Origin of the sequence: Pseudomonas sp. MWU13-2105 (assembly GCF_023242315.1) — a bacterium.
Classification (GTDB): domain Bacteria; phylum Pseudomonadota; class Gammaproteobacteria; order Pseudomonadales; family Pseudomonadaceae; genus Aquipseudomonas.
The window spans coordinates 486,465-508,327 of record NZ_JALLIY010000001.1 but is presented as its reverse complement, the minus strand read 5'-3'; the positions used below and the strand labels follow the sequence as shown (position 1 = coordinate 508,327).

19 protein-coding genes, 1 tRNA gene and 1 pseudogene are annotated in these 21,863 nt (G+C 62.3%); 8 read left to right on the top strand and 13 right to left on the bottom strand.

From position 1 onward, the window contains the following. Positions 1-32: 32 nt before the first annotated feature. From M5B96_RS02395 to M5B96_RS02385, 3 genes and pseudogenes are all read right to left on the bottom strand, one after another. Positions 33-239, bottom strand: a complete 207-nt coding sequence (locus tag M5B96_RS02395) for a hypothetical protein (protein WP_248794893.1) — start codon at positions 237-239, stop codon at positions 33-35. Continuing rightward, positions 236-859 (bottom strand): Fic family protein, encoded by a 624-nt coding sequence (locus M5B96_RS02390; protein ID WP_248794892.1) that lies wholly within the window; start codon positions 857-859, stop codon positions 236-238. The genes M5B96_RS02395 and M5B96_RS02390 overlap by 4 nt, the downstream gene beginning before the upstream one ends. Before the next feature lie 403 nt (positions 860-1,262). Beyond that, a pseudogene (locus tag M5B96_RS02385) lies at positions 1,263-1,394 on the bottom strand (DUF3077 domain-containing protein); the annotation flags it as partial. A gap of 104 nt (positions 1,395-1,498) precedes the next feature. On the opposite strand from M5B96_RS02385, the gene M5B96_RS02380 reads away from it, so the two are divergent. Both M5B96_RS02380 and M5B96_RS02375 read left to right on the top strand, forming a co-directional pair. After that, entirely contained in the window at positions 1,499-1,942 is a 444-nt protein-coding gene (locus M5B96_RS02380) for a DUF3592 domain-containing protein (protein WP_248794891.1), read from the top strand. Positions 1,943-1,945: 3 nt separating this feature from the next. Then, on the top strand, positions 1,946-2,533 hold the full coding sequence (locus M5B96_RS02375) for a hypothetical protein (protein ID WP_248794890.1): 588 nt from the start codon (positions 1,946-1,948) through the stop codon (positions 2,531-2,533). 73 nt (positions 2,534-2,606) lie between these two features. On the opposite strand, the gene ychF is transcribed toward M5B96_RS02375, so the two are convergent. The 8 genes from ychF to M5B96_RS02335 form a co-directional block, all read right to left on the bottom strand. Beyond that, positions 2,607-3,707 carry a redox-regulated ATPase YchF gene (gene ychF / locus M5B96_RS02370; protein ID WP_248794889.1) on the bottom strand — a complete coding sequence of 367 codons (1,101 nt, stop codon included), beginning with the start codon at positions 3,705-3,707 and terminating at the stop codon, positions 2,607-2,609. Positions 3,708-3,729: 22 nt separating this feature from the next. Further along, entirely contained in the window at positions 3,730-4,314 is a 585-nt protein-coding gene (pth, locus tag M5B96_RS02365) for an aminoacyl-tRNA hydrolase (protein WP_100942297.1), read from the bottom strand. A gap of 169 nt (positions 4,315-4,483) precedes the next feature. Further along, complete coding sequence (locus M5B96_RS02360; RefSeq protein WP_248794888.1) at positions 4,484-5,077, bottom strand: 50S ribosomal protein L25/general stress protein Ctc; 594 nt, start codon at positions 5,075-5,077, stop codon at positions 4,484-4,486. Between the two features lie 138 nt (positions 5,078-5,215). After that, positions 5,216-6,157, bottom strand: a complete 942-nt coding sequence (locus M5B96_RS02355) for a ribose-phosphate pyrophosphokinase (protein WP_003171603.1) — start codon at positions 6,155-6,157, stop codon at positions 5,216-5,218. 46 nt (positions 6,158-6,203) lie between these two features. Further along, positions 6,204-6,278 (bottom strand) — tRNA-Gln (locus M5B96_RS02350). Positions 6,279-6,312: 34 nt separating this feature from the next. Further along, positions 6,313-7,164 carry a 4-(cytidine 5'-diphospho)-2-C-methyl-D-erythritol kinase gene (ispE, locus tag M5B96_RS02345; protein WP_248794887.1) on the bottom strand — a complete coding sequence of 284 codons (852 nt, stop codon included), beginning with the start codon at positions 7,162-7,164 and terminating at the stop codon, positions 6,313-6,315. A 1-nt stretch (position 7,165) separates the two neighbouring features. After that, positions 7,166-7,783 (bottom strand): lipoprotein insertase outer membrane protein LolB, encoded by a 618-nt coding sequence (gene lolB, locus M5B96_RS02340; protein WP_248794886.1) that lies wholly within the window; start codon positions 7,781-7,783, stop codon positions 7,166-7,168. 4 nt (positions 7,784-7,787) lie between these two features. Beyond that, positions 7,788-9,512: a tetratricopeptide repeat protein gene (locus tag M5B96_RS02335; RefSeq protein ID WP_248794885.1), complete on the bottom strand. Its 1,725-nt coding sequence runs from the start codon at positions 9,510-9,512 to the stop codon at positions 7,788-7,790. Positions 9,513-9,696: 184 nt separating this feature from the next. Here M5B96_RS02335 and hemA point away from each other — a divergent pair, with 184 nt between their 5' ends. From hemA to M5B96_RS02305, 6 genes are all read left to right on the top strand, one after another. After that, the gene (gene hemA, locus M5B96_RS02330; protein WP_248794884.1) at positions 9,697-10,986 is read left to right on the top strand and encodes a glutamyl-tRNA reductase; all 1,290 of its coding nucleotides are present in this window, start codon (positions 9,697-9,699) and stop codon (positions 10,984-10,986) included. After that, the gene (gene prfA / locus M5B96_RS02325; protein WP_248794883.1) at positions 10,983-12,065 is read left to right on the top strand and encodes a peptide chain release factor 1; all 1,083 of its coding nucleotides are present in this window, start codon (positions 10,983-10,985) and stop codon (positions 12,063-12,065) included. The genes hemA and prfA overlap by 4 nt, the downstream gene beginning before the upstream one ends. Then, on the top strand, positions 12,066-12,896 hold the full coding sequence (prmC, locus tag M5B96_RS02320) for a peptide chain release factor N(5)-glutamine methyltransferase (protein ID WP_248794882.1): 831 nt from the start codon (positions 12,066-12,068) through the stop codon (positions 12,894-12,896). Beyond that, positions 12,890-13,645 (top strand): molybdopterin-synthase adenylyltransferase MoeB, encoded by a 756-nt coding sequence (locus M5B96_RS02315; RefSeq protein WP_248794881.1) that lies wholly within the window; start codon positions 12,890-12,892, stop codon positions 13,643-13,645. The genes prmC and M5B96_RS02315 overlap by 7 nt, the downstream gene beginning before the upstream one ends. After that, entirely contained in the window at positions 13,638-14,429 is a 792-nt protein-coding gene (gene murI, locus M5B96_RS02310; RefSeq protein ID WP_248794880.1) for a glutamate racemase, read from the top strand. The genes M5B96_RS02315 and murI overlap by 8 nt, the downstream gene beginning before the upstream one ends. A gap of 109 nt (positions 14,430-14,538) precedes the next feature. Then, entirely contained in the window at positions 14,539-15,057 is a 519-nt protein-coding gene (locus M5B96_RS02305) for an acyloxyacyl hydrolase (protein WP_248794879.1), read from the top strand. 17 nt (positions 15,058-15,074) lie between these two features. On the opposite strand, the gene M5B96_RS02300 is transcribed toward M5B96_RS02305, so the two are convergent. Together M5B96_RS02300 and M5B96_RS02295 are read right to left on the bottom strand one after the other, a co-directional pair. Beyond that, the gene (locus M5B96_RS02300; protein WP_248794878.1) at positions 15,075-21,257 is read right to left on the bottom strand and encodes a TcdA/TcdB pore-forming domain-containing protein; all 6,183 of its coding nucleotides are present in this window, start codon (positions 21,255-21,257) and stop codon (positions 15,075-15,077) included. Between the two features lie 262 nt (positions 21,258-21,519). After that, the gene (locus M5B96_RS02295) at positions 21,520-21,825 is read right to left on the bottom strand and encodes a YkgJ family cysteine cluster protein (protein WP_248794877.1); all 306 of its coding nucleotides are present in this window, start codon (positions 21,823-21,825) and stop codon (positions 21,520-21,522) included. Between the last annotated feature and the right edge of the window lie 38 nt (positions 21,826-21,863).

The following is a 21,863-nucleotide window of genomic DNA, read 5'->3' as shown; positions in this document are numbered from 1 at the left end:
CTGGCCGATCTCACTGGCTTGCGAGCTCGTCGTTACAAGGGGCGGCCGGCATTGATCCAGTTCTCGGTCTGCTTCATCGTGAACCGGTAGCGCGCGCAGTTGAAGACACCGAGCACCTTGAGTTCGTCCATCAGCAGCGGACGGAGTAGTTGCAGCTGATCAGGGGGCAGCGACAAGTCGGTGATTGCCTCTTCGCAAGTCTTGCCGTCACGCACAATGGCGCCAATGGATTCGTTCAACGCTTCCCTGAATTGCACCCTGACGGGGTCGGGCCTGCCCATGGCTTCCAGGGTCGCTTCGTATTTCCTGATCGAGCGGCGATAAACCCACTCGAACAGATCCGCGGCCAGTGATACTCCAGGTGTTCATAGACTCCCATCATGGTGTGCGCATAATCCGCCACATCCACATCCAGAAAGGACAATGGCGCGTTGTTGTACAGCATCAGCGGGACGTTGGCCGCCAGACGGCTGGTGCGTTTGTTGCCGTCGTCGAAAGGTTGCAGATAGGCCAGGTTGACCCACAGGAAGAAGGCGGACTCGACCGGGTTCTTGATTTGCCGGGCCTTCTCCAGGATGGATTCGAGCATTTCGCCGAGGGGGGAAGGGACCTGGCTGGGCAGGTAGGTGGTATCGCTGATATTGACGACTTTCTGGCGAATGCTGCCCAGGCTGCTGGAGTCGGCCAGCAGATCCTGCATCAGCAGTGCGTGCAGGTTCTGGATCACCGGAGTGGTCAAGCCGTAGGCGGGGACCGCATCGACCATGAACTCGATGGCTGTCTTGTGGTTGAGCAGCATCACGGCATCCAGGTCGCCACCGGTGGCGCCACTCTTGAACAGCTCCTCGGTGGCGAGCAATGAGTAGCGGTTGCCCTCCAGGCGCGAAGAGGACCAGGACAGCTCGATAAGCAGGGGTTCCAGGACCTTGCGCGCCTAGGTGCCTGCAGGTTGCTGGCCGCGCATGCGTCCTTCTTCCATCAGGGTCGTGGCGAGTGAGGTTGGTAGCAACGAGGTCTGGGAGCTGATCCAGGGATTGCGGCCTTGAAGGACAGCGATGAGATCGTCGGATGCGTTGGCCATGTGGGAGGTTCTGATATCAGCTCATAATGAGCTCATTTCAGCTAGCTACCAAACTATTCTGTCAGCGGTTATTCACGGTCACAGGGCGCCTGTTGGAAAGCACGTTCTCTGCGGTTGAAGTGGGCGCTGCGAGCCTGCCAACCCCCACCGCAAAACCGGCGCCATCCGGGATATCACCTGTTTACATTGACGCTCCGCGTAGCATTCCCTGTGTCAAGTCATCGATCAGCGCCTTGCCCATCTCACCCAGATAATGCGATGCCCAGGCGTAGCGTTCGCCATCGCTTTCCAACGCGGCATCAAGGGTGATGGCGTTATCGTCCGTACCGGGCGCATCGGTAAGTGGGGCAAAGCACTTACCCGAGCTTTCTTGCTATCCTGATCGCCCTCTTTCATGGACGAATACCGAGACAAGCCATGGCTAACCTCACCCCGTCACGCCTCGGGCAGATACTCCAGGGGCTGCTTTTTGCCCTGATTGGTATTGTCTTGTTGGGCATTGCCGTCAATCTCACGCTTGATCGACGCGTATTCCTCGCCCACGCACAGACCGCCGTTGGCATCGTCAGCCACTTGAATGCCGGTGGTTCGCATCCTGAGATCGCCTTCGCTACCCGCAGTGGGGAAAAGATTTCCTATCCCCAGGGCGGCTTTATCTTCGGCTATCAGAAGGATCAGCCGGTGCGGGTGTATTACCTGCCCGAGCAGCCGGCCAGTAGCGCCGTCGTCGATGACCCGGCCGCATTGTGGGCCACTCCCGGGGTACTGGGTGGTATCGGTCTGGTGTTCGTCATTGCCGGTCTGATGAGAGGCATCCGTCCGCGCGGTCGCGGCGCAGTTCATTTACAGAAAGGACTTTGAACGATGAGCTATAACATCCCGATTCCGCTCAATGAAAGTCGCTGGCAGTACCAGACCGCCAGCGGCGGCGGCCTGACCGTGGCCCTGGTGGCGGGCAGTGGCGGTTCGATCATCCTGCGTTCGCCCCAGGGCAAGGACGTCAGCTACCGCTACGGAGGCGTCGGGGTGGGTGTCGGATTTGGCGCGCGCCTGCCGCGCTTCGGCAAGATCAATATCCAGCTCAAGGGCAAGAGCGTGGGGGCAGCCGGTGCGGCGGAGGCTTTTCCCAGTACCGGCAAGGTGTTTGTCAGCGACGCCTTGCTCAGTCGTGACCTGACCGATGACGATATCACCGGGCCTTGCCTGTATACCGAGGTGGCGGCGGGTCTGGTGGTCGGCGGTTCGGCCACGGCCCTGCTGTTCGGGCTTGATCCCAAGCTGCTGGCATTGGCGGCGGTTCTGAGCGCCAACCCGGCAACCTCGTTCATTGCCTCCTCCACGGTCAACCGGCAGTTGCTGCAGTCGGCCAAGGGCGCGGTGGTCATGGCCGGCATGAACGCCGGGGTGCAGGCCGGTGGTGGTGCCGCGATCTACATGGGCTATCTGTTCTAGTCGAGTATGGCGGGTCGATATCAGACCCATAAAAAGCCGCGAATCAACGCGGCTTTTTCGATTCCATCAACGCTTACACGTTGAAACGGAAGTGCATCACATCACCGTCTTTAACGATGTATTCCTTGCCTTCCAGGCGCCATTTACCGGCTTCCTTGGTCCCGGCTTCGCCCTTGTACTGGATGAAGTCGTTGTAGGCGATCACTTCGGCGCGGATAAAGCCTTTCTCGAAGTCAGTGTGGATCACTCCGGCGGCCTGTGGCGCGGTCGCCCCGACACGCACGGTCCAGGCGCGGACTTCCTCGACACCGGCAGTGAAGTAGGTCTGCAGGTTGAGCATTTCGTAACCGGCGCGGATCACGCGGTTCAAGCCAGGCTCTTCAAGACCCAGGGCTTCAAGGAACATGTCCTTTTCTTCACCGTCGTCGAGCTCGGCGATTTCCGCTTCGATCTTGTTGCACACCGGCACCACGAACGCGCCTTCTTCCTCGGCAATGGCCTTGACCACGTCCAGCAGCGGGTTGTTCTCGAAGCCGTCTTCGGCGACGTTGGCGATGTACATCACCGGTTTGGTGGTCAGCAGGTGGAAACCACGGATCACCGCTTTTTCGTCGTCGCTCATGCTCTTCATCAGGCTGCGCGCCGGCTTGCCTTCGGTGAAGTGGGCAATCAACTGCTCCAGCAGGCCCTTTTGCACCACGGCGTCCTTGTCACCGCCCTTGGCGTTACGGGTGACTTTCTGCAGTTGCTTCTCGCAGCTGTCGAGGTCGGCGAAGATCAGTTCCAGGTCGATGATCTCGATGTCGCGCTTGGGGTCGACGCTGTTGGAGACGTGAATCACGTTCTCGTCTTCGAAGCAGCGGACCACGTGGGCGATGGCATCGGTTTCGCGGATGTTGGCGAGGAACTTGTTGCCCAGGCCTTCACCCTTCGAGGCGCCGGCGACGAGGCCGGCGATGTCGACGAATTCCATGGTGGTCGGCAGGATGCGCTTGGGCTTGACGATCTCGGCCAGGGCCTGCAGGCGCGGGTCGGGCATCGGCACGATACCGCTGTTCGGCTCGATGGTGCAGAAGGGGAAGTTCTCCGCCGCGATACCGGATTTGGTCAGGGCGTTGAACAAGGTGGATTTGCCGACGTTGGGCAGGCCGACGATGCCGCAGTTGAATCCCATGGTGTTTCCCCTCGGGTAAGAGTCAGGCCTTCTGGCTGTGCAGGTTTTTCATCGCGCGGTTCCATTCCCCGGCGAGGATATCCGGCAGCACGCCGAGGGCAAAATCGATGCTGGCATCGAGCTTTTCCTGTTCGGCGCGTGGCGCACGACCCAGGACGAAATTTGAAACCATACTGGCAACGCCCGGGTGGCCAATGCCAAGCCGCAGGCGGTGAAAGGTATTCTGGTTGCCGAGCTGCGCGATGATGTCGCGCAGGCCGTTGTGCCCGCCGTGTCCGCCACCCTGTTTAAGCTTGGCGACGCCGGGAGGCAAGTCCAGTTCGTCGTGGGCCACCAGGATTTCTTCAGGCGTGATGCGGAAGAATCCAGCCAATGCCGACACAGCCTGGCCGCTACGGTTCATGTAGGTGGTGGGGATCAACAGACGAACATCCTGACCCTGGTGACTGAAGCGCCCGGTCAGGCCGAAATATTTGCGATCGGCCACCAGGTTGACACCTTGGGCGTGGGCGATGCGCTCAACAAAAAGGGCCCCCGCGTTATGCCGGGTCTGTTCGTATTCGGTGCCTGGATTTCCCAGGCCAACGATCAGTTTGATGGCAGTCACGACAGGGGCCCTTCCTAGGAGTTGTGGATAACATCGCGGCTATTGAGGTCGCGGCGAAAGTGGACGAAACGCGCTCATTTACATGATGCAAACTTCGCGATCCCGCCCGCTTTACTCGCTACTTGCCAGCTCGCGATGTTTCCATGACTCCAACGTTACGGAGTAAATATTACTCGGCAGCGTCAGCTTCCGGTGCAACACGTGGCGCGTGAACGTTGGCAACAGCCAGGTCGTTACCGTGAGCCAGTGCAACGAACTCAACGCCTTTTGGCGCCTTGAGGTCCGACAGGTGAACGATCGAACCGACTTCGGCGTCAGCCAGGTCGACTTCGATGAACTCAGGCAGATCTTTCGGCAGGCAGCTGACTTCTACTTCAGCCACAACGTGGGAGATCTCGCCGCCTTTCTTGATCGCTGCGGCTTCGTTGACGAAGTGCACCGGTACGTGAGCGGACAGTTTCTGACCGGCAACCACGCGGACGAAGTCAGCGTGCATCACGTGGCCTTTGGACGGGTGACGTTGCAGCGCCTTGATGATCACGTTTTGCTTGTTGCCGCCAACGTTCAGCTCGATGATGTGGCTGTAAGCCGCTTCGTTTTCGAGCAGTTTGGCAACTTCCTTGGCCAGCATGCTGATGGATTCAGGGGCTTTTTCGCCACCGTAAACTACAGCTGGAACCAGGCTTGCGAGACGACGCAGGCGGCGGCTCGCACCTTTCCCCAGGTCGGAACGCAGTTCAGCATTCAAAGTAAATTCGTTCATGTTGACTCTCCAAATTAACCACATCCACCCCAGCGTTTGCGACCAGCGCTAAAGGCGGTATGGGCAAAAAAGCCCCGCCCCAACATGTGTTGGGGCGGGGCGCTTTTCGTCAGCGAGACATCCGAAAGGGCAGGGCCCTCAGCGGAACATCGCGCTGATCGATTCTTCGTTGCTGATGCGGCGAACCGCTTCGGCGACTACCGGTGCGATATCCAGTTGACGGATACGCGCACAGGCTTGTGCTGCAGCGGACAGCGGGATGGTGTTGGTCACCACCAGCTCGTCCAGCACGGAATTTTCAATGTTCTCGATCGCGCGACCCGACAGCACAGGGTGTGTGCAGTAGGCAAAGACCTTGGCAGCGCCATGTTCCTTGAGGGCTTTCGCCGCGTGGCACAGGGTGCCGGCGGTGTCGACCATGTCATCGACGAGAATACAGGTGCGGCCTTCGACGTCACCGATGATGTGCATCACTTCGGAGTGGTTGGCCTTCTCACGACGTTTGTCGATGATGCCCAGATCCACGCCCAGCGACTTGGCAACGGCCCGTGCACGCACGACGCCACCAATGTCCGGAGACACGATCATCAGATTTTCGAAGCGTTGGTCTTCGATGTCATCCACCAGTACGGGGGAGCCGTAGATGTTATCTACCGGAATATCGAAGAAGCCCTGGATTTGGTCTGCGTGCAGGTCAACCGTGAGAACACGGTCGATGCCGACGACGGTGAGCATGTCAGCGACGACTTTCGCGCTGATAGCCACACGCGCGGAACGCGGACGGCGATCCTGGCGGGCATAACCAAAGTAAGGGATCACCGCAGTGATTCGAGTGGCTGAGGAACGGCGGAAGGCATCAGCCATCACGACGAGTTCCATCAGGTTATCGTTGGTCGGAGCGCAAGTCGGCTGAATGATGAAGACGTCTTTACCGCGGACGTTTTCATTAATCTCAGCGGTAATTTCGCCGTCGGAAAACTTGCCGACAGAGATGTCACCGAGTGGGATATGCAGCTGACGTACGACACGTCGAGCCAGATCGGGGTTGGCGTTCCCCGTAAAGACCATCATCTTGGACACGCGCAGTACCTGAAGGCTGAGGGTAACCTGGATGAGTATAGGAAAATGGCAGGGGCGGCTGGATTCGAACCAACGCATGGCAGGATCAAAACCTGCTGCCTTACCGCTTGGCGACGCCCCTGTATCTGTTGCAACGAGTACCCAGTACTCGATTCCTAGAGCAGACTCTGCAGCTTGCGATGCAACATCGAAACGTTGCTTCCCTTTGCCACAAACCCTGTTTGGGTCTCTGTAAGAAGGGCCGAGACTTTATCAGCTTCAGCTTTGTTTGGGAAGGCCCCAAACACACAACTTCCAGTTCCGGTTAACTTTGCTTCGGTAAATTTACCTAACAAATTCAAAGCGTTACGTACCTCTGGATAACGCCTTGCGACAACCGGCAAGCAGTCATTACGACTGTTTCCCTTGGGAACGGGGCGCACTTTAATGGGCGCGGAGTCACGTGTCAACAGCGGATCCGAAAAAATTTCTGCTGTACTAACAGAGACTTGCGGAACCAGCACGACATACCAGGGTTCTTCGGGGTCTACCGGGGTGAGTTTTTCCCCGACGCCCTCGGCGAAAGCCGCGTGGCCACGGACGAAAACCGGCACGTCGGCGCCCAGTGTCAGGCCCAGCGCGGCCAGGCGATCCTCGTCCCAATCCAGTTGCCAGAGGTGGTTGAGGCCGAGCAGGGTGGTCGCGGCATTCGAGCTGCCGCCACCGATGCCACCGCCCATGGGCAGGATTTTCTCAATCCAGATATCCACGCCCAGCGGGCAACCCGATTGTTCCTGGAGTTTTTTTGCGGCGCGCACGATCAGGTTGCTGTCGTGGGGCACACCATCGAACTCGGTATGCAACTGGATTACGCCGTCGTCACGCACGGCGAAGCTCAGCTCGTCGCCGTAGTCGAGAAACTGAAACAGCGTCTGCAACTCGTGATAGCCGTCTTCACGGCGACCGAGGATATGCAACATCAGGTTGAGCTTGGCCGGCGAGGGCAGCGTCAGGCGGGCGGCGCTCATCTCACTGCCCCAGCTGGCGCGGCTGCCAGTCCTTGATCACCAGGGTCACGTCGAGGTCGCGACCGTGCAGCTTGAGGCGCTCGGGCAGCCAGTAACCGTTCTGCTCGCTGTAGCTCAGGTATTCGACCTGCCAGCCATCCTGTTCCAGGGACGCCAGGCGGCTGTCGCTGTCCAGGCTCAGGCGGCTCTTGCTGTCCGGCGCGGGGAGGCCACGGACCCACCAGACCAGATGGGACACCGGCAGCTCCCAGCCCAGTTGCTCCTGGAGCAGGGCCTCGGGGCTGGTGGCGGCATAGCGGCCCTGGTTGGCGACCTCCAGGCTCACCTGGCCGGGACGCCCGGTCAGGCGCGCGGCACCGCGACCCAGCGGGCCGGACAGGCGAATGTCGTAGTAATCCTGGCGTTGCAGCCAGAACAGGGTACCGCTGCCGGAATCCTTCGGCGCGCGGATACCGACCTTGCCATTGATCTGCCAGCCGTCGAGGCTGCTCAATTGCTGTTTGTGCTTGGCCCAGAGGGCCGGGTCGCCGTGGCCTTCGACGGACTCACGGGCGCCGAAGCCCGCGCAACCGGCGAGCAGGGCGATCAGGCTGAAAACAACGAGGTGGCGCAAAAACATAAGCTTAAAGAGTCTCGGAACCGGTCAGGCGCTTGATGGTGCTGCGCAGGAGTGGGCTGTCGGGCTGGTCCTTGAGGAACTTGCCCCAGATTTGCTTGGCTTCGCGTTGCTTGCCATTGGCCCACAGGACTTCGCCCAGGTGCGCCGCGACTTCCTGGTCGGGGAAGCGTTCCAGGGCCTGGCGCAGCAGGCGTTCGGCTTCGTCGAGGTGGCCCAGGCGGAAGTTCACCCAGCCGAGACTGTCGAGCACGGCAGGATCTTCCGGATTCAGCTGGTGGGCCTTCTCGATCAGTTCCTTGGCTTCGGCATAGCGGGTGGTGCGGTCCGACAAGGTGTAGCCGAGGGCGTTCAGCGCCATGGCATTGTCCGGTTCGCGCTTGAGGATGGCGCGCAGGTCTTTCTCCATTTGCGCCAGGTCGTCGCGCTTTTCCGCCTGCATGGCACGGGTATAAAGCAGGTTCAGGTCGTCCGGGAACTGCAACAGGGCCTGCTGCAGGACACTCCAGGCGCGATCGCCCTGATGGTTGGCGGAGAGGATCTCAGCCTCGATCAGATAGAGCTGGATCGCGTAGTCCGGCTGCTCGTCGCGGGCGGTCTTGAGTTTGCTCGAAGCCTCGGCGCCGCGCCCGGTGGTGACCAGGATATCGGTCTGGCGCAGTTGCGCCGGCAGGTAATCGTTACCCGGCCCGACTTGCCCGTATTCATCCAGGGCGGCCTGCAGGTCGTTGTGCTCTTCGGCGATGCGGCCCAGGTTCAGGTGCGCCGAGTCGACGTGGCTGTCGCGGGCGATCAGTTCTTCCAGGTAGCCCTTGGCTTCATCCCAGGCCTTGGCCTCAAGGCAGACGAGTGCCAGGGAGAAGCGCAGTTCGTCATCTTCCGGGTATTGCTGCACCAGGCTGGAGAACTGGGTCTTGGCATCGGCCATGCGGTCCTGTTCCACCAGCATGCGCGCATAGGTCAGGCGCAGACGCTTGTCGTCCGGGTACTGCTTGATGCTTTTTTCCAGGATCGGCAAGGCTTCCTTGCCGCGGTTCAGCGCTTGCAGCAAGCGCGCGCGCAGCAGGATCGGGGCGATTTCGCCGTCTTCCGGCGGATTTTTCTCCAGCAGTGTCAAGGCGCCCTGGGTGTCGCCATCCTGTTGCAGCAACAGGGCCTTGCCGAAAATCAGCTGGCTGTTCTTCGGGTGCTTGAGCAACAGGCGATCAAAACTTTTCTTCAGGCCGTTGCGGGTGTCCTGGTCGGTGTCGGCGGCCGACAGGGCGAGAAAGTCGAAATGGGTGTCGCCCTTGCCTTGCAGGACCTTCTCCATATAGACCATGGAGTCGTCATAACGCCCGCCGCGGGCCAGCTGGATCGCCGCCGCGCGTTGCGCCTCGAGGTCGGTCGGGGCGTTTTTCGCCCAGATCAGCGAGGTGTCGAGGGCGGCCTGGTCGGCCCCCAGGTACTCGGCAATACGGAAGGCCCGCTCGGAAATCCCCGGATCCTGGGTGTTGATCGCCTGGGTCACGTAGTTGTCCAGCGCGATATCGAAACGATTTCGCTGTCCGGCGAGCTCCGCGCTCAACAGGCTGAACACCGTATCTTCGGTGAACGAGCTGTAGACCTTGGGCTTTTCCGGGGCCGGGGTGGTGTCTTCAGCCGGCGGCGTACGCCCCGGCGACACGGGTGCCAAGGCCTGGCAGCCGCTGAGGAAGACAAAAGCGAGGAGCAACGCGGAGGATCTATTCATATAGGAGAAGGACGACTTACCTGCGGGTCGGGGCATCATGACACAAGCGACGGGCAGAACCATACCCGAGACGCTCACCAGACACTTATAGCAACGTTACATTGGGACAATAGTCGGCAATGGTTGTTCTGAATCAGTCTAAGGTGGACAATTGTCGGCTTCTCGACATCATCAGCGACCCTGAATGGCCTTCCTCGCACTCGGCATCAACCACAAGACGGCGTCCGTAGACGTGCGCGAGCGCGTGGCTTTTACCCCCGAGCAATTGGTGGAGGCCCTGCAGCAGCTGTGTCGCCTCACCGACAGCCGTGAAGCCGCGATCCTCTCGACCTGCAACCGCAGTGAACTGTATATCGAGCAAGACCACATTACCGCGGACTCGGTCCTGCGCTGGCTGGCCGATTATCACCACCTGAGCCTCGAAGAACTGCGCGCTTGCGCCTATGTGCATGAAGACGATGCCGCCGTTCGTCATATGATGCGCGTGGCCTCGGGGCTGGATTCGCTGGTCCTGGGCGAGCCGCAGATTCTCGGCCAGATGAAATCGGCCTATGCCGTGGCGCGCGAGGCGGGAACCATCGGTCCGTTGCTCGGACGCCTGTTCCAGGCCACGTTCAGCGCCGCCAAGCAGGTGCGCACTGACACCGCCATCGGTGAAAACCCGGTGTCGGTGGCCTTTGCCGCCGTCAGCCTGGCGAAACAGATTTTCAGCGATCTGCAGCGCAGCAGCGCGTTGCTGATCGGTGCCGGCGAAACCATCACCCTGGTTGCCCGCCACCTGCACGAGCAGGGCGTCAAGCGTATCGTGGTGGCCAACCGGACCCTGGAGCGGGCCAAGATCCTCGCCGAAGAGTTCGGTGCCCATGCGGTATTGTTGTCCGACATCCCCCAGGAGCTGGTGCACAGCGACATCGTCATCAGTTCCACCGCGAGCCAGTTGCCGATCCTCGGCAAGGGCGCGGTGGAAAGTGCCTTGAAGCTGCGCAAGCACAAGCCGATCTTCATGGTGGACATTGCCGTTCCCCGGGATATCGAGCCGGAAGTCGGCGAGTTGGACGACGTTTACCTCTATAGCGTCGACGATCTCCACGAAGTGGTCGCCGAGAACCTGAAGAGCCGCCAGGGCGCCGCGCAAGCCGCCGAAGAACTGGTGAGCAGCGGTGTCGACGACTTTATGGCGCGCCTGCGCGAGCTGGCCGCGGTGGATGTATTGCGCGCCTACCGCCAGCAGAGCGAGCGCCTGCGCGACGAAGAATTGCAAAAGGCCCAGCGTCTGCTGGCCAACGGCGGCAGCGCCGAAGAGGTGCTGGTGCAACTGGCCCGCGGCCTGACCAACAAGTTGATGCATGCGCCCAGCGTGCAACTGAAAAAGTTGTCCGCCGAAGGCCGCCTCGATGCGTTGGCCATGGCCCAGGAACTTTTTGCCCTCAGTGAGGGCTCATCGGATAGCTTTTCGGATAAGAAACCGCAATGAAAGCGTCACTGCTCAATAAGCTGGACATCCTCCAGGACCGTTTCGAGGAACTGACCGCCTTGCTTGGCGACGGTGAAGTCATTTCCGATCAGCACAAGTTCCGCGCCTATTCCAAGGAGTATGCCGAAGTAGAGCCGATTGTCGCGGCCTACAAGCTGGTGTTGAAGGTCCAGTCCGATCTCGAGGGCGCCCAGGCGCTGCTCAAGGACAGCGACCCGGACATGCGTGAAATGGCTGTCGAGGAAGTCCGCGAGGCCAAGGAACAACTGGTCGAACTTGAGGGCAACCTGCAACGCATGCTGCTACCCAAGGATCCCAACGACGGCCGCAACGTGTTTCTCGAAATCCGCGCCGGCACTGGCGGCGACGAGGCGGCGATCTTCTCCGGCGACCTGTTCCGCATGTATTCGCGCTATGCCGAGCGGCGCGGCTGGCGCCTGGAGATCCTCTCGGAAAACGTCGGTGAGCATGGCGGCTATAAAGAAGTCATTGCCCGGGTCGAAGGCGACAACGTCTACGGCAAGCTGAAGTTCGAATCCGGTGCCCACCGTGTCCAGCGCGTGCCGGCCACCGAATCCCAGGGCCGTATCCACACCTCGGCGTGCACGGTCGCGGTGTTGCCCGAGCCGGACGAACAGGAAGCCATCGAGATCAACCCGGCGGACCTGCGCATCGACACCTACCGCTCCTCCGGCGCCGGTGGCCAGCACGTGAACAAGACCGATTCGGCGATCCGCATCACCCACTTGCCTTCGGGGATCGTGGTCGAATGCCAGGAAGAGCGTTCCCAGCACAAGAACCGCGCGCGTGCCATGTCCTGGCTGTCGGCCAAGCTCAACGACCAGCAGGCCAGCGCCGCGGCCAATGCCATCGCCAGCGAGCGCAAGCTGCTGGTCGGCTCGGGCGACCGTTCCGAACGTATCCGTACCTACAACTTCCCCCAGGGCCGGGTCACCGACCATCGGGTCAACCTGACCCTGTATTCCCTGGATGAAGTCCTGGCCGGGGGGGTGGAAGCCGTTATCGAACCGCTGTTGGCCGAATACCAGGCCGATCAACTGGCCGCCTTGGGTGATTGAATGACCATTATTGCCAGTCTGCTACGCGCCGCCGAACTGCCTGACTCGCCGACCGCGCGCCTGGACGCTGAACTGCTGTTGGCGGCGGCCCTGGGCAAGTCCCGCAGCTACCTGCACACCTGGCCGGAAAAGATTGTCAGCAGCGAGGCCGCGCTGGCCTTTTCCGACTTCCTGCTGCGCCGCCGTGGTGGCGAGCCGGTGGCTTACATTCTCGGCCAACAGGGCTTCTGGAAGCTGGACCTGGAGGTCGCGCCGCATACCCTGATTCCCCGTCCGGACACCGAGCTGCTGGTGGAGGCCGCCCTTGAGCTGCTGCCGGCGACCCCGGCCCGGGTGCTCGACCTGGGCACCGGCAGCGGCGCGATTGCCCTGGCCCTGGCCAACGAGCGCCCGGCCTGGCAAGTCACGGCGGTGGACCGCGTGCCGGAAGCCGTGGCCCTGGCCGAGCGCAATCGCCAGCGCCTGGGCCTGGACAACGCCACGGTATTGAGCAGCCATTGGTTCAGCGCCGTGGACGCTCAGCGTTTCCAGCTGATCATCAGCAACCCGCCATACATTGCCGCGAGCGACCCGCACCTGGCCCAGGGCGATGTGCGTTTCGAACCCGCCAGTGCCCTGGTGGCCGGTGCCGATGGCCTGGACGACCTGCGCCTGATCATCGCCCAGGCGCCGGCACACCTGGAGGCCGATGGCTGGTTGATGCTCGAACACGGTTACGACCAGGCCGAAGCCGTCCGCGAGCTGCTCTCGGCGCAAGGTTTCAGCGACGTTCACAGCCGCACTGACCTGGGCGGCCATCAACGCATCAGTCTGGGGCGCCTATCGTGCTGAGCGACCAGGAGCTGTTGCGCTATAGCCGGCAGATCCTGTTGCAACAGGTCGATATCGACGGCCAGTTGCGCCTGAAAAACAGCCGGGTGCTGATCGTCGGTCTTGGTGGCCTCGGCGCTCCGGTGGCGCTTTACCTGGCGGCTGCCGGGGTCGGCGAACTGCACCTGGCGGATTTCGACAGGGTCGAGCTGACCAACCTGCAACGCCAGATCATCCACGACACTGCCAGCATCGGTACGAGCAAGGTCGATTCGGCACTGCGGCGGTTGGCGGCGATCAATCCTGAAGTGACCCTGGTCGCCCATCGCCAGGCCCTCGACGCCGACTCCCTTGGTCTTGCGGTGGCGGCGGTGGACCTGGTGCTCGATTGCAGCGACAACTTCAGTACCCGCGAGGCGGTCAACGCCGCCTGTGTCGCCGCCGGCAAGCCGTTGGTCAGCGGCGCGGCGATTCGTCTCGAAGGGCAACTCTCGGTGTTCGACCCGCGTCGCCCGGAAAGCCCTTGCTACCACTGCTTGTACGGACACGGCAGCGAAGCCGAACTGACCTGTAGTGAAGCCGGCGTCATCGGTCCGCTGGTGGGCCTGGTCGGTAGCCTGCAAGCCCTTGAAGCCTTGAAGCTGCTGGCCGGTTTCGGCGAGCCGCTGGTGGGCCGCTTGCTGCTGATCGATGCCCTGGGTACAAAGTTCCGCGAGCTGCGGGTCAAGCGCGATCCGCAATGCCGCGTCTGTGGAGGTGGCGATGCGTGATGCGCCGGTCGCGGTAATCGACTCTGGCGTCGGCGGCTTGTCGGTGCTCAAGGAGATCCAGGCCCTGCTGCCCAATGAGTCGCTGTTCTATGTCGCCGACTGCGGGCATATCCCCTACGGCGAAAAAAGCCCGGAGTACATTCGCCAGCGCTGCGCGGTGATCTCCGACTTCTGTCGCGAGCAAGGCGCCAAGGCGCTGGTGATTGCCTGTAATACCGCCACCGTGGCCGCAGCCGCCGATTTGCGCCAGCGTTACCCGGACTGGCCGCTGGTGGCCATGGAGCCGGCGGTCAAACCCGCGGCGGCGGCCACCCGCAGCGGTGTGGTCGGCGTGCTGGCGACCACCGGGACCTTGCAAAGCGCCAAGTTCGCCGCCTTGCTCGACCGTTTTGCCAACGATGTGCAGGTGATCACCCAGCCTTGTCCCGGGCTGGTGGAAATGATCGAAGACGGCGATTTGCACAGCGACGCCTTGCGCCAGTTGCTGCGCAGCTATGTCGACCCTTTGCTGGCGGCGGGCTGCGACACCATTATCCTCGGCTGCACCCACTATCCCTTCCTCAAGCCGCTGTTGCTGGAGATGATTCCGGCATCCATCAGCCTGATCGACACCGGTGCCGCCGTGGCCCGGCAGCTCCAACGGCTGCTGGAAGCGCGCGATCTGCTGTCCGCGGGACCGGCGCGTGATGCGCAGTTCTGGACCAGTGCCGATCCGGATCATTTCAGGAAAATTCTGCCGATGCTCTGGCAGAAGTCCGGGATTGTGCAAAGCTTCAAAGGGTAAACGTCGTCTTAGAACGGCGAATCCTCGTGAACTCAGGTTTGACGCCAGGCTCCTCTTGCGGGGAGCTGTTGGGTCGCGCCTGAAATGCATTGGAAATAGGATATTTCTCATGAAGCGAATGTTCTGCTTGGCTGCGCTTGCGGCCGTCACCCTGGGGTATGGCGCCATGGCGCAAGCGACCGGCGTCGAATTCTCCGTTGGCCAGACCAGCGACTCGACCCGCAGCTATCGCCTGGGCCTGCAATCGAACTGGGACAAGAGCTGGCTGCAAAGCGATGTGGGTCGCCTTACCGGCTACTGGAGCGGTGCCTACACCTACTGGGAAGGCGACAAGAGCCCGAGCAATCACAGCTTGTCGTTCTCCCCTGTGTTCGTCTACGAGTTTTCCGGGGCATCGATCAAGCCCTATATCGAGGCGGGGATCGGTGTCGCGCTGTTTGCCCACACCGAAGTGGAAGGCAACAAGCTGGGTTCGGCCTTCCTCTTCGAGGACCGCGTGGGCTTCGGCCTGCGCTTCGCCGGCGGACAGGAAGTGGGTGTTCGCGCCTCCCACTACTCCAACGCCGGTATCCGCACGCCGAACGAAGGCATCGAAAGCTACGCCCTGCACTACACGATGCCGTTGTAATAGCCGTTCGCCGAGTGTCAGCCGCCTTCGCTGCGGCGTTTGAGGCTGGCCAGGGCGGCAAAAACATCCTCGTCAGCGATGGGGCTGCGGTCGATCTGGATCAGGCTCCAGTCGCCACTGTCGCCGATCTTTTCCAGGGCTTCGTCGGTTCCCATATAGCCCCAGAGCGCACTGTGGTTGCTGGCGCGGTAGCGGCGCGGGAAGTGTTCCCGCAGCGCCTGGCGTGTTGCATCTGCGGCAGCCAACCGTTGCACGCAGGCCTTGAGGTCGCTGACACCATTGCACACGGTCAATGCCGGCTTTGACTCCGGTACGTACAACAGCAGCGTTCCCTGCCGTGGATCGCCGAGGATCAGCACATCGTCGGCGGGGTAGCCGTTGATGTTGAGCCGGTGCACCGCGACCAGCCGTTTGCCCTGGGACGAGCGGTCTCGTTCGGGGTCGGGCAGCAATTGCAGCATCATCTGGCAGGCGCTGTCGGCGTAGCCACTGCTGTGCAGGCGCGCGCGCTGGACCTCCAGGCGATATTGCGCGCGCAAGAAATCACCATAGAACTTCTCGTTGCCGGGCAGCCCCTCGGCGGGATGAGCGCTCCAGAATCCCGCCGAACGCCCGCCGAACTGCTGATATTGGGCGTTCATGTAGACGCGCATGGCGGCCAGTGTCGCTGCGGCCTCCTGGATCTTCTCGCGCTGCGGGCTGGGGAGGATGACCAATGCTTCGCCCGGCAGCGGGATCTGGTAAAGCTCCTGGCCGTGATCTTCGCCGTCCACGGGAATGGCCACGAAGCCGCCGTCGGCGGGTCGATAGTAAATACCGCGGCCCGGGTGATCGGGCGTCGACAGGTCTTCGATGTGCACCGAGGCGTCCAGTCGTTGTCGGCCCCGCAGTGCTTGCAAGTGCTGCACCAGCGCGCCGACGTTCTCGTAATCCCCGGCAGCCAGCGTCACCAGCGTGTACCGGCCGGCGGCCGGATCCAGCCGGTACGCCTCGCTGGCCCGGTTGACCACATACACGGTCGCCTTGTCCTCGACCTGCACCACCACGCCCCCGATCGTCAGCCGGCCGGCCTCGAACCGGATATCCTCCGGGCGACTCAGGTGATCGCTGTGCAGCACCCAGGTACTGGGCCGCGAGGTGGTGCAACTGGACAGATTGAGCCGGGCGCCCTCGTTCAGATAAAGGTCGTATCGGCTGCCCTGGCCTTCGATGTCATAGCTCAGGTACTGGCCCAGCTCGCCCAGTGCATCCATGACCAGAGGCGGCGCCTCGAGCCCCAGGCTGACCCGGATGCGCGTGGGGTGGTAGCGAGGCAGCAGTTTTTCCACGACCTTCTGGAACACCGCGATCCATTCGGCCTCGATGAACCGGCCCTGGGTCTTTTGTTCGAGCACCTTGAACAGCTGCAATTGCGCGTCATTGCGCTGGGTGGCACCGACCAGCCAGGCGTATTGCGGCAGGTAACTGTGCTCGGGCGTGGCCGGTAGATAGAGGGCACGGGCGGTGTTCGAAACGGGCAGCGTCATTTGCCTGGGAAGTTCCAGTACCTGGCCGACATCAATCGCCTGGCGTTCATCGACTATCACTTGGGGATCGCCCGAATGCGAATTGTCGACGGCGTAGATCTTCGGGCTGCCCAGATAGACCTGGCCGTTGCGCTGATCCAGATGGGTGACGATCACCGGACCGCTCATCTGCAGTCCATGGGTTTCAGGATCCTCGACATAACCGCTGCGATAGGCCTGGATCTCCCGGGTGAAGTGTTCGCCCGTGGCGAGGACCTTGTGGGCCTTGGCAAAGAACACCGACACCAGGCTGCTGACGCCCAGGCCCAGGCCGGCCAGGGGGATCGACAGCGGCCCGAGGAATTCGGCACCCTCGGCGAAACCGGCCAGCACCGTGCCCAGCGCGAGGCTGTCGAGCCCCACGTTGGTGCCGTAGACGGCCTTGTCCTCGGCGGTCCGGGCATGGGCGAGCAGGTAGCTGTCGAGCCCCAGGCTGGCCAGGACCAGCAGGGCGCTGCCGGCGGCCAAGAGTCCGCCCAGGGTCAGTGTCTTGCTCCCCAGGGTGATACCTCGGCCGGCCTTGTCCAGCAGGCGGATCGTCTCCGTGCCCAGGTGCCCGGCATCCTTCAGGCCGAGGTAAATCGCCTGGGCCAGTATTTTCGCATCGATCGCCACGCCGATGATCACCAGGGCCAGTTGGGTTTGGAACTGCACCTGGACCGCACTGGCCAGCTCCGCTGACAAGGCGGAGTGCTTGGCGCTACTGAGCAACAACAGCGCGAAGCCGGTATTCAGGCTGTTCAGGCCATCGAGTTGGGCCAGGCCATGGATCACCTCGTGGTGGGTTACGCCCGGACGTGGCAGCAGTTGACCGTTCTCGAACGCGAAGTGCTGGTGGACTGCGCTGATGGTCGCGCGGATGCGTGTCGAGAGCCTGGCCAGGGCGCTGGATTTCTCCAGTGTCAGGTGTTGTTGTGGTGCGCCGTTCGCGTCGATGAGTGGCATCGTGTAGCCGTTGGGGGTGGCTTCGATGGCGTTCAGATCGGCGACCCGAGTGGACACGGCCGGGTCTGCGCCGAGTTGTTGCCACTCTTGTTGCGCGGCCTGGCCCAGGCTGGCGAATTCGTCGCGTTGCGCCCGGGATTGCTCGGCAATGGAAGGCCGGGGCCGGCGCACATCGCCGCCGAGGCCCGGGGCGTCCATCAGTTGCCAGGTACCATCGGCACGGCGTCGCACTTCATAGGTCACGCGCCTGAAACCGTCGATGGCATGGACGATCCGGATCCGATTGCCGAAACTGCGGACCTCGTAGTGCAGGCCTTCGTAGACGATGCATAGCTTGCCGTCCGGGGCCTGATAGAAGCCTCGCGCATCCGGTCCCGAGAGTGCCGGTGTCGAACCGCCGGGCAGCTCGTACCCTCTCAGATAGGCCGGTTGTGGGCGTGTCGGGGTGGCGCTTGCGGCTTGTGCCGAAGTGCTCGGAAGCTCCTCGCTCAGCGCCATGTCCAGCCGCAGCAGGCTGCCGAGGGCCTGACGCGGATCGGCAAGAGCGCGTCGAACCCTGGCTTCGTCAAAGATCGCACTGGTCAGCCGTCGCCACATATTGGCGGCCACTCGACCCGAGCGTTGCCTGAGCAAGTTGAACAGCCTGGGGGTATCGAGCAGCAGTTTGAGCCTGGCATTGGCGAGTGCGGCCGATTGAAACTGGTGCGGATTCCATGAGTAAGTCTGGACTTCGAATGGGATCAGCATGGACCTGATGTCCTGGGGACCCATGTGCACCGCCAGTGCTTGCAGTTGCTGTCGATGTTCAAGAAGCTGGTACACCACTTCATCGCTCAGTGACCTGATCGTGTCGGCGTTGTCGAGCAGGTTGATCCGGACGATGCCCGCGTCCGCGCAACGGGCGATCAGGCGCAATCTGGTCGTTGAAATGTGTGGATCGCGCAGCAGGTTGGCGATTTGATTGACGTTGAGTCCATCGCCCATGGGCGGGGTCAAGGTCGCCGAGCTGAAAATGATGTCGAGCCGCTCAAGCAGGGCCGGGAAGCGCTCGATCACCGCCCTCAGCAAGTCACGTCGCGCGGTGATCTGATTGCCCGCGTGCTGGGTTGCGTATTGGCGCAACTGGGCGGCTGTCACCCCATACTCCAGCGTCATATGCCGGATGTTGTGATCAAACAGGAAGGTCCGATCGACCAGGTAGTCGATGTCCGCTGCTTGTGAGGGCCCCACCAGCAGTGTCTCCAGCAGTGCCCTGCGGTTGGCGCGGTCGACCAGCAGGGACAATGTCGGCCGCGGCGCCGCGTCAATGTAACCATCGATGATCTCGCGTATTTCCGCGGGTAGCGCGCGCAGCCCATGGGTCTCATAGACGCTATTGAATACTTGATCGACAGCGTTGCCGAGCCTCGGCAAGTGGGACGGCAGGGTCGCATCCAGGTAACGGATGGCCGGCTGGAAGAGGCCGTACGGGTTGGGCGTGCCCTTGAGGATGGCCGTCAACTCCCGAAAGACGTCATCGCCCAGCCAGATATTCAGTTCCGTGCAATGCTCAAGCGCCCGGGCATAGAGGGGCAAATACTCGGCCGTCACGAAAGGCACGACCTGTGGATTGCGTTCGATATGATCGGCGACCGCATTGCGCAGGCGTTCGACCGTGAACGTGGCGGCCTCATGCCCTTGGTTCAGTGCCTGGGCCACGGCATGAAAGAAGCTGTCTTCACCGGCGGGGACGTCCACCGAGTTGCCATTGAGGCGGACGCGGTAATGATTCGGGCTGGATCGGTACAGCACCACATCATGGCGGGCGCTGAACATATCCGGGTTCACCCGGTATCCATAGGTGTCTTCGCGCAGCCCCGGTCGGTAGCGTACCGACCAACCAAACCCCGGTTCGCGGGAGTCGATAATCACCAGGTTGCTGCCCTGCGGCCAGTCCGGCAGGTTGGTCATGAGGGGCGGCACGATGTCCATGACCTGCGGGTTCCAGGACCCCAGGCGAACCAGGCCGGCGATTGCCGAAGGCCGTTGCGGCGCACCGCCCAGCAGTCGCAGGCGCGTGGCGCCGAACCCGCCGTTCGCCGGCTGAGGAGCTGGCGCAGTTTTCCAGGGCGGCGGCTCGGGCGTGAGCGCCGGCATGGCAGTGAGCCCGGTGGTGTCGGAGAGATTGTGCCGGGCCTGTTCGATCAGCCTGTCACGTTGTACTTCGTAGAGGCTCTGGTGCAGGTTGCCGGGGATCGGGACCCGCTGGAAGCGGACGCGGGTTCCGGGTTTCAGCAAGCGGGCCGCTGCGTTGCCCGATGGGCTCAGCCGAGCGGCGAAATAGTCTGTCCAGGCGGGCTCCAGGGCGCGTTGGTCGAGTTCGTGAAGCTGGCCGAACTCTTCAAGGCTGCCGCAACCGGGCGAGTCCGGGGTGTAGAGCACGACGCCAGTGTCGCTCGGGTCTGCGCTGGTGATCGCCAGCACGCCACCACTGATGATCGGCATAGCGTCCTGGGGATCCTGGGGCGGCGCGTGCAAGCCCAGGGCATTGGCGATGATGGCGTGGCCGCCGAGCGTGGGCCGGGTGGCCGGGTCCGGATAGTCGAGTAGCACCTCGATCCACTGGCGGCGGCGTGCACCGATCCGGCCGTGAAGCCTGGCTTCCAGGGCCGCCAGTTGCAGCCTGGCGGCATTGGCGTATTGCCAGGTGCCGGCTATCGCCTGCGCCGCCTTGGTCAAGGCCAGTGCCAGCGCCAACTGGCCGGTCTGCACTTGCCAGGCCAGTGTCCGATAGCGTTGCCAGTCAGGCCGGCTGGCATCCTTGAAGGTCTGCTGCCAGGTCTTGTATTCCAGCGTTTGTAAACGATCGCTCTCGCGAGGACCGGTATCGAGGACGTCGCGCAGGTCGGCGGCGGCCTTGATGCGCGCCAGCAGTGCTTCTGGCGTGTCCGGCTCAAGGTTGGCAAAGGTATCGGCCAGGCGCTTTTGCTGGAGCCCGCGCAGTGCCCGGACCTGCCAGGCGAAGAGGCTTTCGTTCTTGTCGTCGCAGGCGCTGAAACGCTGGGCGATGGCTTGCCCGATCCGCGCTTGCAGCGTTGTGTGCAGGTGCTTGAGCGAGGCAAAGGTTTCGAGACCGGACTCCAGGCTGTACAGAATGGCCCGGCCCAGATCGCTCTTGATGTCGACCGTGGTCTTGCCCTTAAAATGCTTCGGGTCTGGATCGCGACCTTGCAGGACGGCACCGTCGCGGCTGCAGATCACGTAGGCGCCCGGCCATGGCGTGGTGTCCGAGGCGTTTTCCCGCAGGAAGGCAATGCCGTACACCCCGGGTCGATAGACCGTGGGCAGCATCGGCAAAGTGCTCTCCCGTTGGGCGCGAGTGGGGTGGTTGAGCACCTGGTCGATCAGTTGCCTGTCGTCGGCGGTCAGCGTTCCATCGAGGCTGCGCAGTTGCGCTTCAATCCTCAGCTGCGACTTCAGGGTCAGCGCGAGCCATTGATCGGCGGGCTGGCCAGCGGTGGCGCAATGAGGCTGTGTCCAGAACTGCTGCAGGCGTAGCAGATAGCTTGGCTGCAGTTGGCGTATCTGCTCGTACATATGCATCGCCGCTTGCCTGTCGTGGCCGGCGGGAAGCGGCTCCGGCAGGGCGTTGAGCAACGCCGTCACCTGCGCATTGCTGGTCTTGAGCTCCAGCAACTTGCGCGATTGCAACTGCGCCGTGTCGGTCGTTGGCCGAGCGCTGTCGGTTACGCAGGGGGGGGAATGGTTGGGTGGGGATGAGAAAGTGGGTGGGGAGGTGTTCATGGGCCAGTGGTCTCAGGGTCCGGGGGGCAACTCTCGAGCTGCCCGCTGCTTGTGACGCGTTCGTCGCAAGTGTGGATTGAGTGGGTTCACCGGATATATGGGACGCGTCCTTGACTCGGGAATGAAAGCGCCCTGATTCGCTCCCCCCGTTTTCTACTCCCGCTTCGGTTCAGCGATACGCCGTGGCGATCCCTCGGCGTTCTTCCAGGCAGTCGTGCGAGCCGGTTTCGAACTCCCGGCAGATCAGCGGACGTTTCTCGTAGATGGTGCAGCGCATGCTGTCGCGATCCAGCGCCGCGCACCAGCCGTCGTCCAGGCGCAACATCACTTCACCGCCCCAATCGTCGATGTCGATGTAGCGCTCGGGGACACCGGTATCGGTGATCAACATCACTTCCAGGCGACAGCAACAGGCCGCGCAGGTAGAGCAGGTGATCGCCGGTTCGGCGAGGTCGGTCAGGGGAATCGTGGTCATGGGCGCCAGTGTATGCCAGCGCCATGGCGCTGTATGCC

Excerpts from the sequence above, each read along its gene's own strand:
- M5B96_RS02335 (WP_248794885.1), bottom strand. The coding sequence starts at position 9,512 with ATGAATAGATCCTCCGCGTTGCTCCTCGCTTTTGTCTTCCTCAGCGGC.
- murI (WP_248794880.1), top strand. The coding sequence starts at position 13,638 with ATGCGTGATGCGCCGGTCGCGGTAATCGACTCTGGCGTCGGCGGCTTG.
- M5B96_RS02305 (WP_248794879.1), top strand. The coding sequence starts at position 14,539 with ATGAAGCGAATGTTCTGCTTGGCTGCGCTTGCGGCCGTCACCCTGGGG.
- ychF (WP_248794889.1), bottom strand. The coding sequence starts at position 3,707 with ATGGGATTCAACTGCGGCATCGTCGGCCTGCCCAACGTCGGCAAATCC.
- lolB (WP_248794886.1), bottom strand. The coding sequence starts at position 7,783 with ATGTTTTTGCGCCACCTCGTTGTTTTCAGCCTGATCGCCCTGCTCGCC.
- M5B96_RS02375 (WP_248794890.1), top strand. The coding sequence starts at position 1,946 with ATGAGCTATAACATCCCGATTCCGCTCAATGAAAGTCGCTGGCAGTAC.
- ispE (WP_248794887.1), bottom strand. The coding sequence starts at position 7,164 with ATGAGCGCCGCCCGCCTGACGCTGCCCTCGCCGGCCAAGCTCAACCTG.
- M5B96_RS02360 (WP_248794888.1), bottom strand. The coding sequence starts at position 5,077 with ATGAACGAATTTACTTTGAATGCTGAACTGCGTTCCGACCTGGGGAAA.
- hemA (WP_248794884.1), top strand. The coding sequence starts at position 9,697 with ATGGCCTTCCTCGCACTCGGCATCAACCACAAGACGGCGTCCGTAGAC.
- prmC (WP_248794882.1), top strand. The coding sequence starts at position 12,066 with ATGACCATTATTGCCAGTCTGCTACGCGCCGCCGAACTGCCTGACTCG.
- M5B96_RS02295 (WP_248794877.1), bottom strand. The coding sequence starts at position 21,825 with ATGACCACGATTCCCCTGACCGACCTCGCCGAACCGGCGATCACCTGC.
- M5B96_RS02380 (WP_248794891.1), top strand. The coding sequence starts at position 1,499 with ATGGCTAACCTCACCCCGTCACGCCTCGGGCAGATACTCCAGGGGCTG.
- prfA (WP_248794883.1), top strand. The coding sequence starts at position 10,983 with ATGAAAGCGTCACTGCTCAATAAGCTGGACATCCTCCAGGACCGTTTC.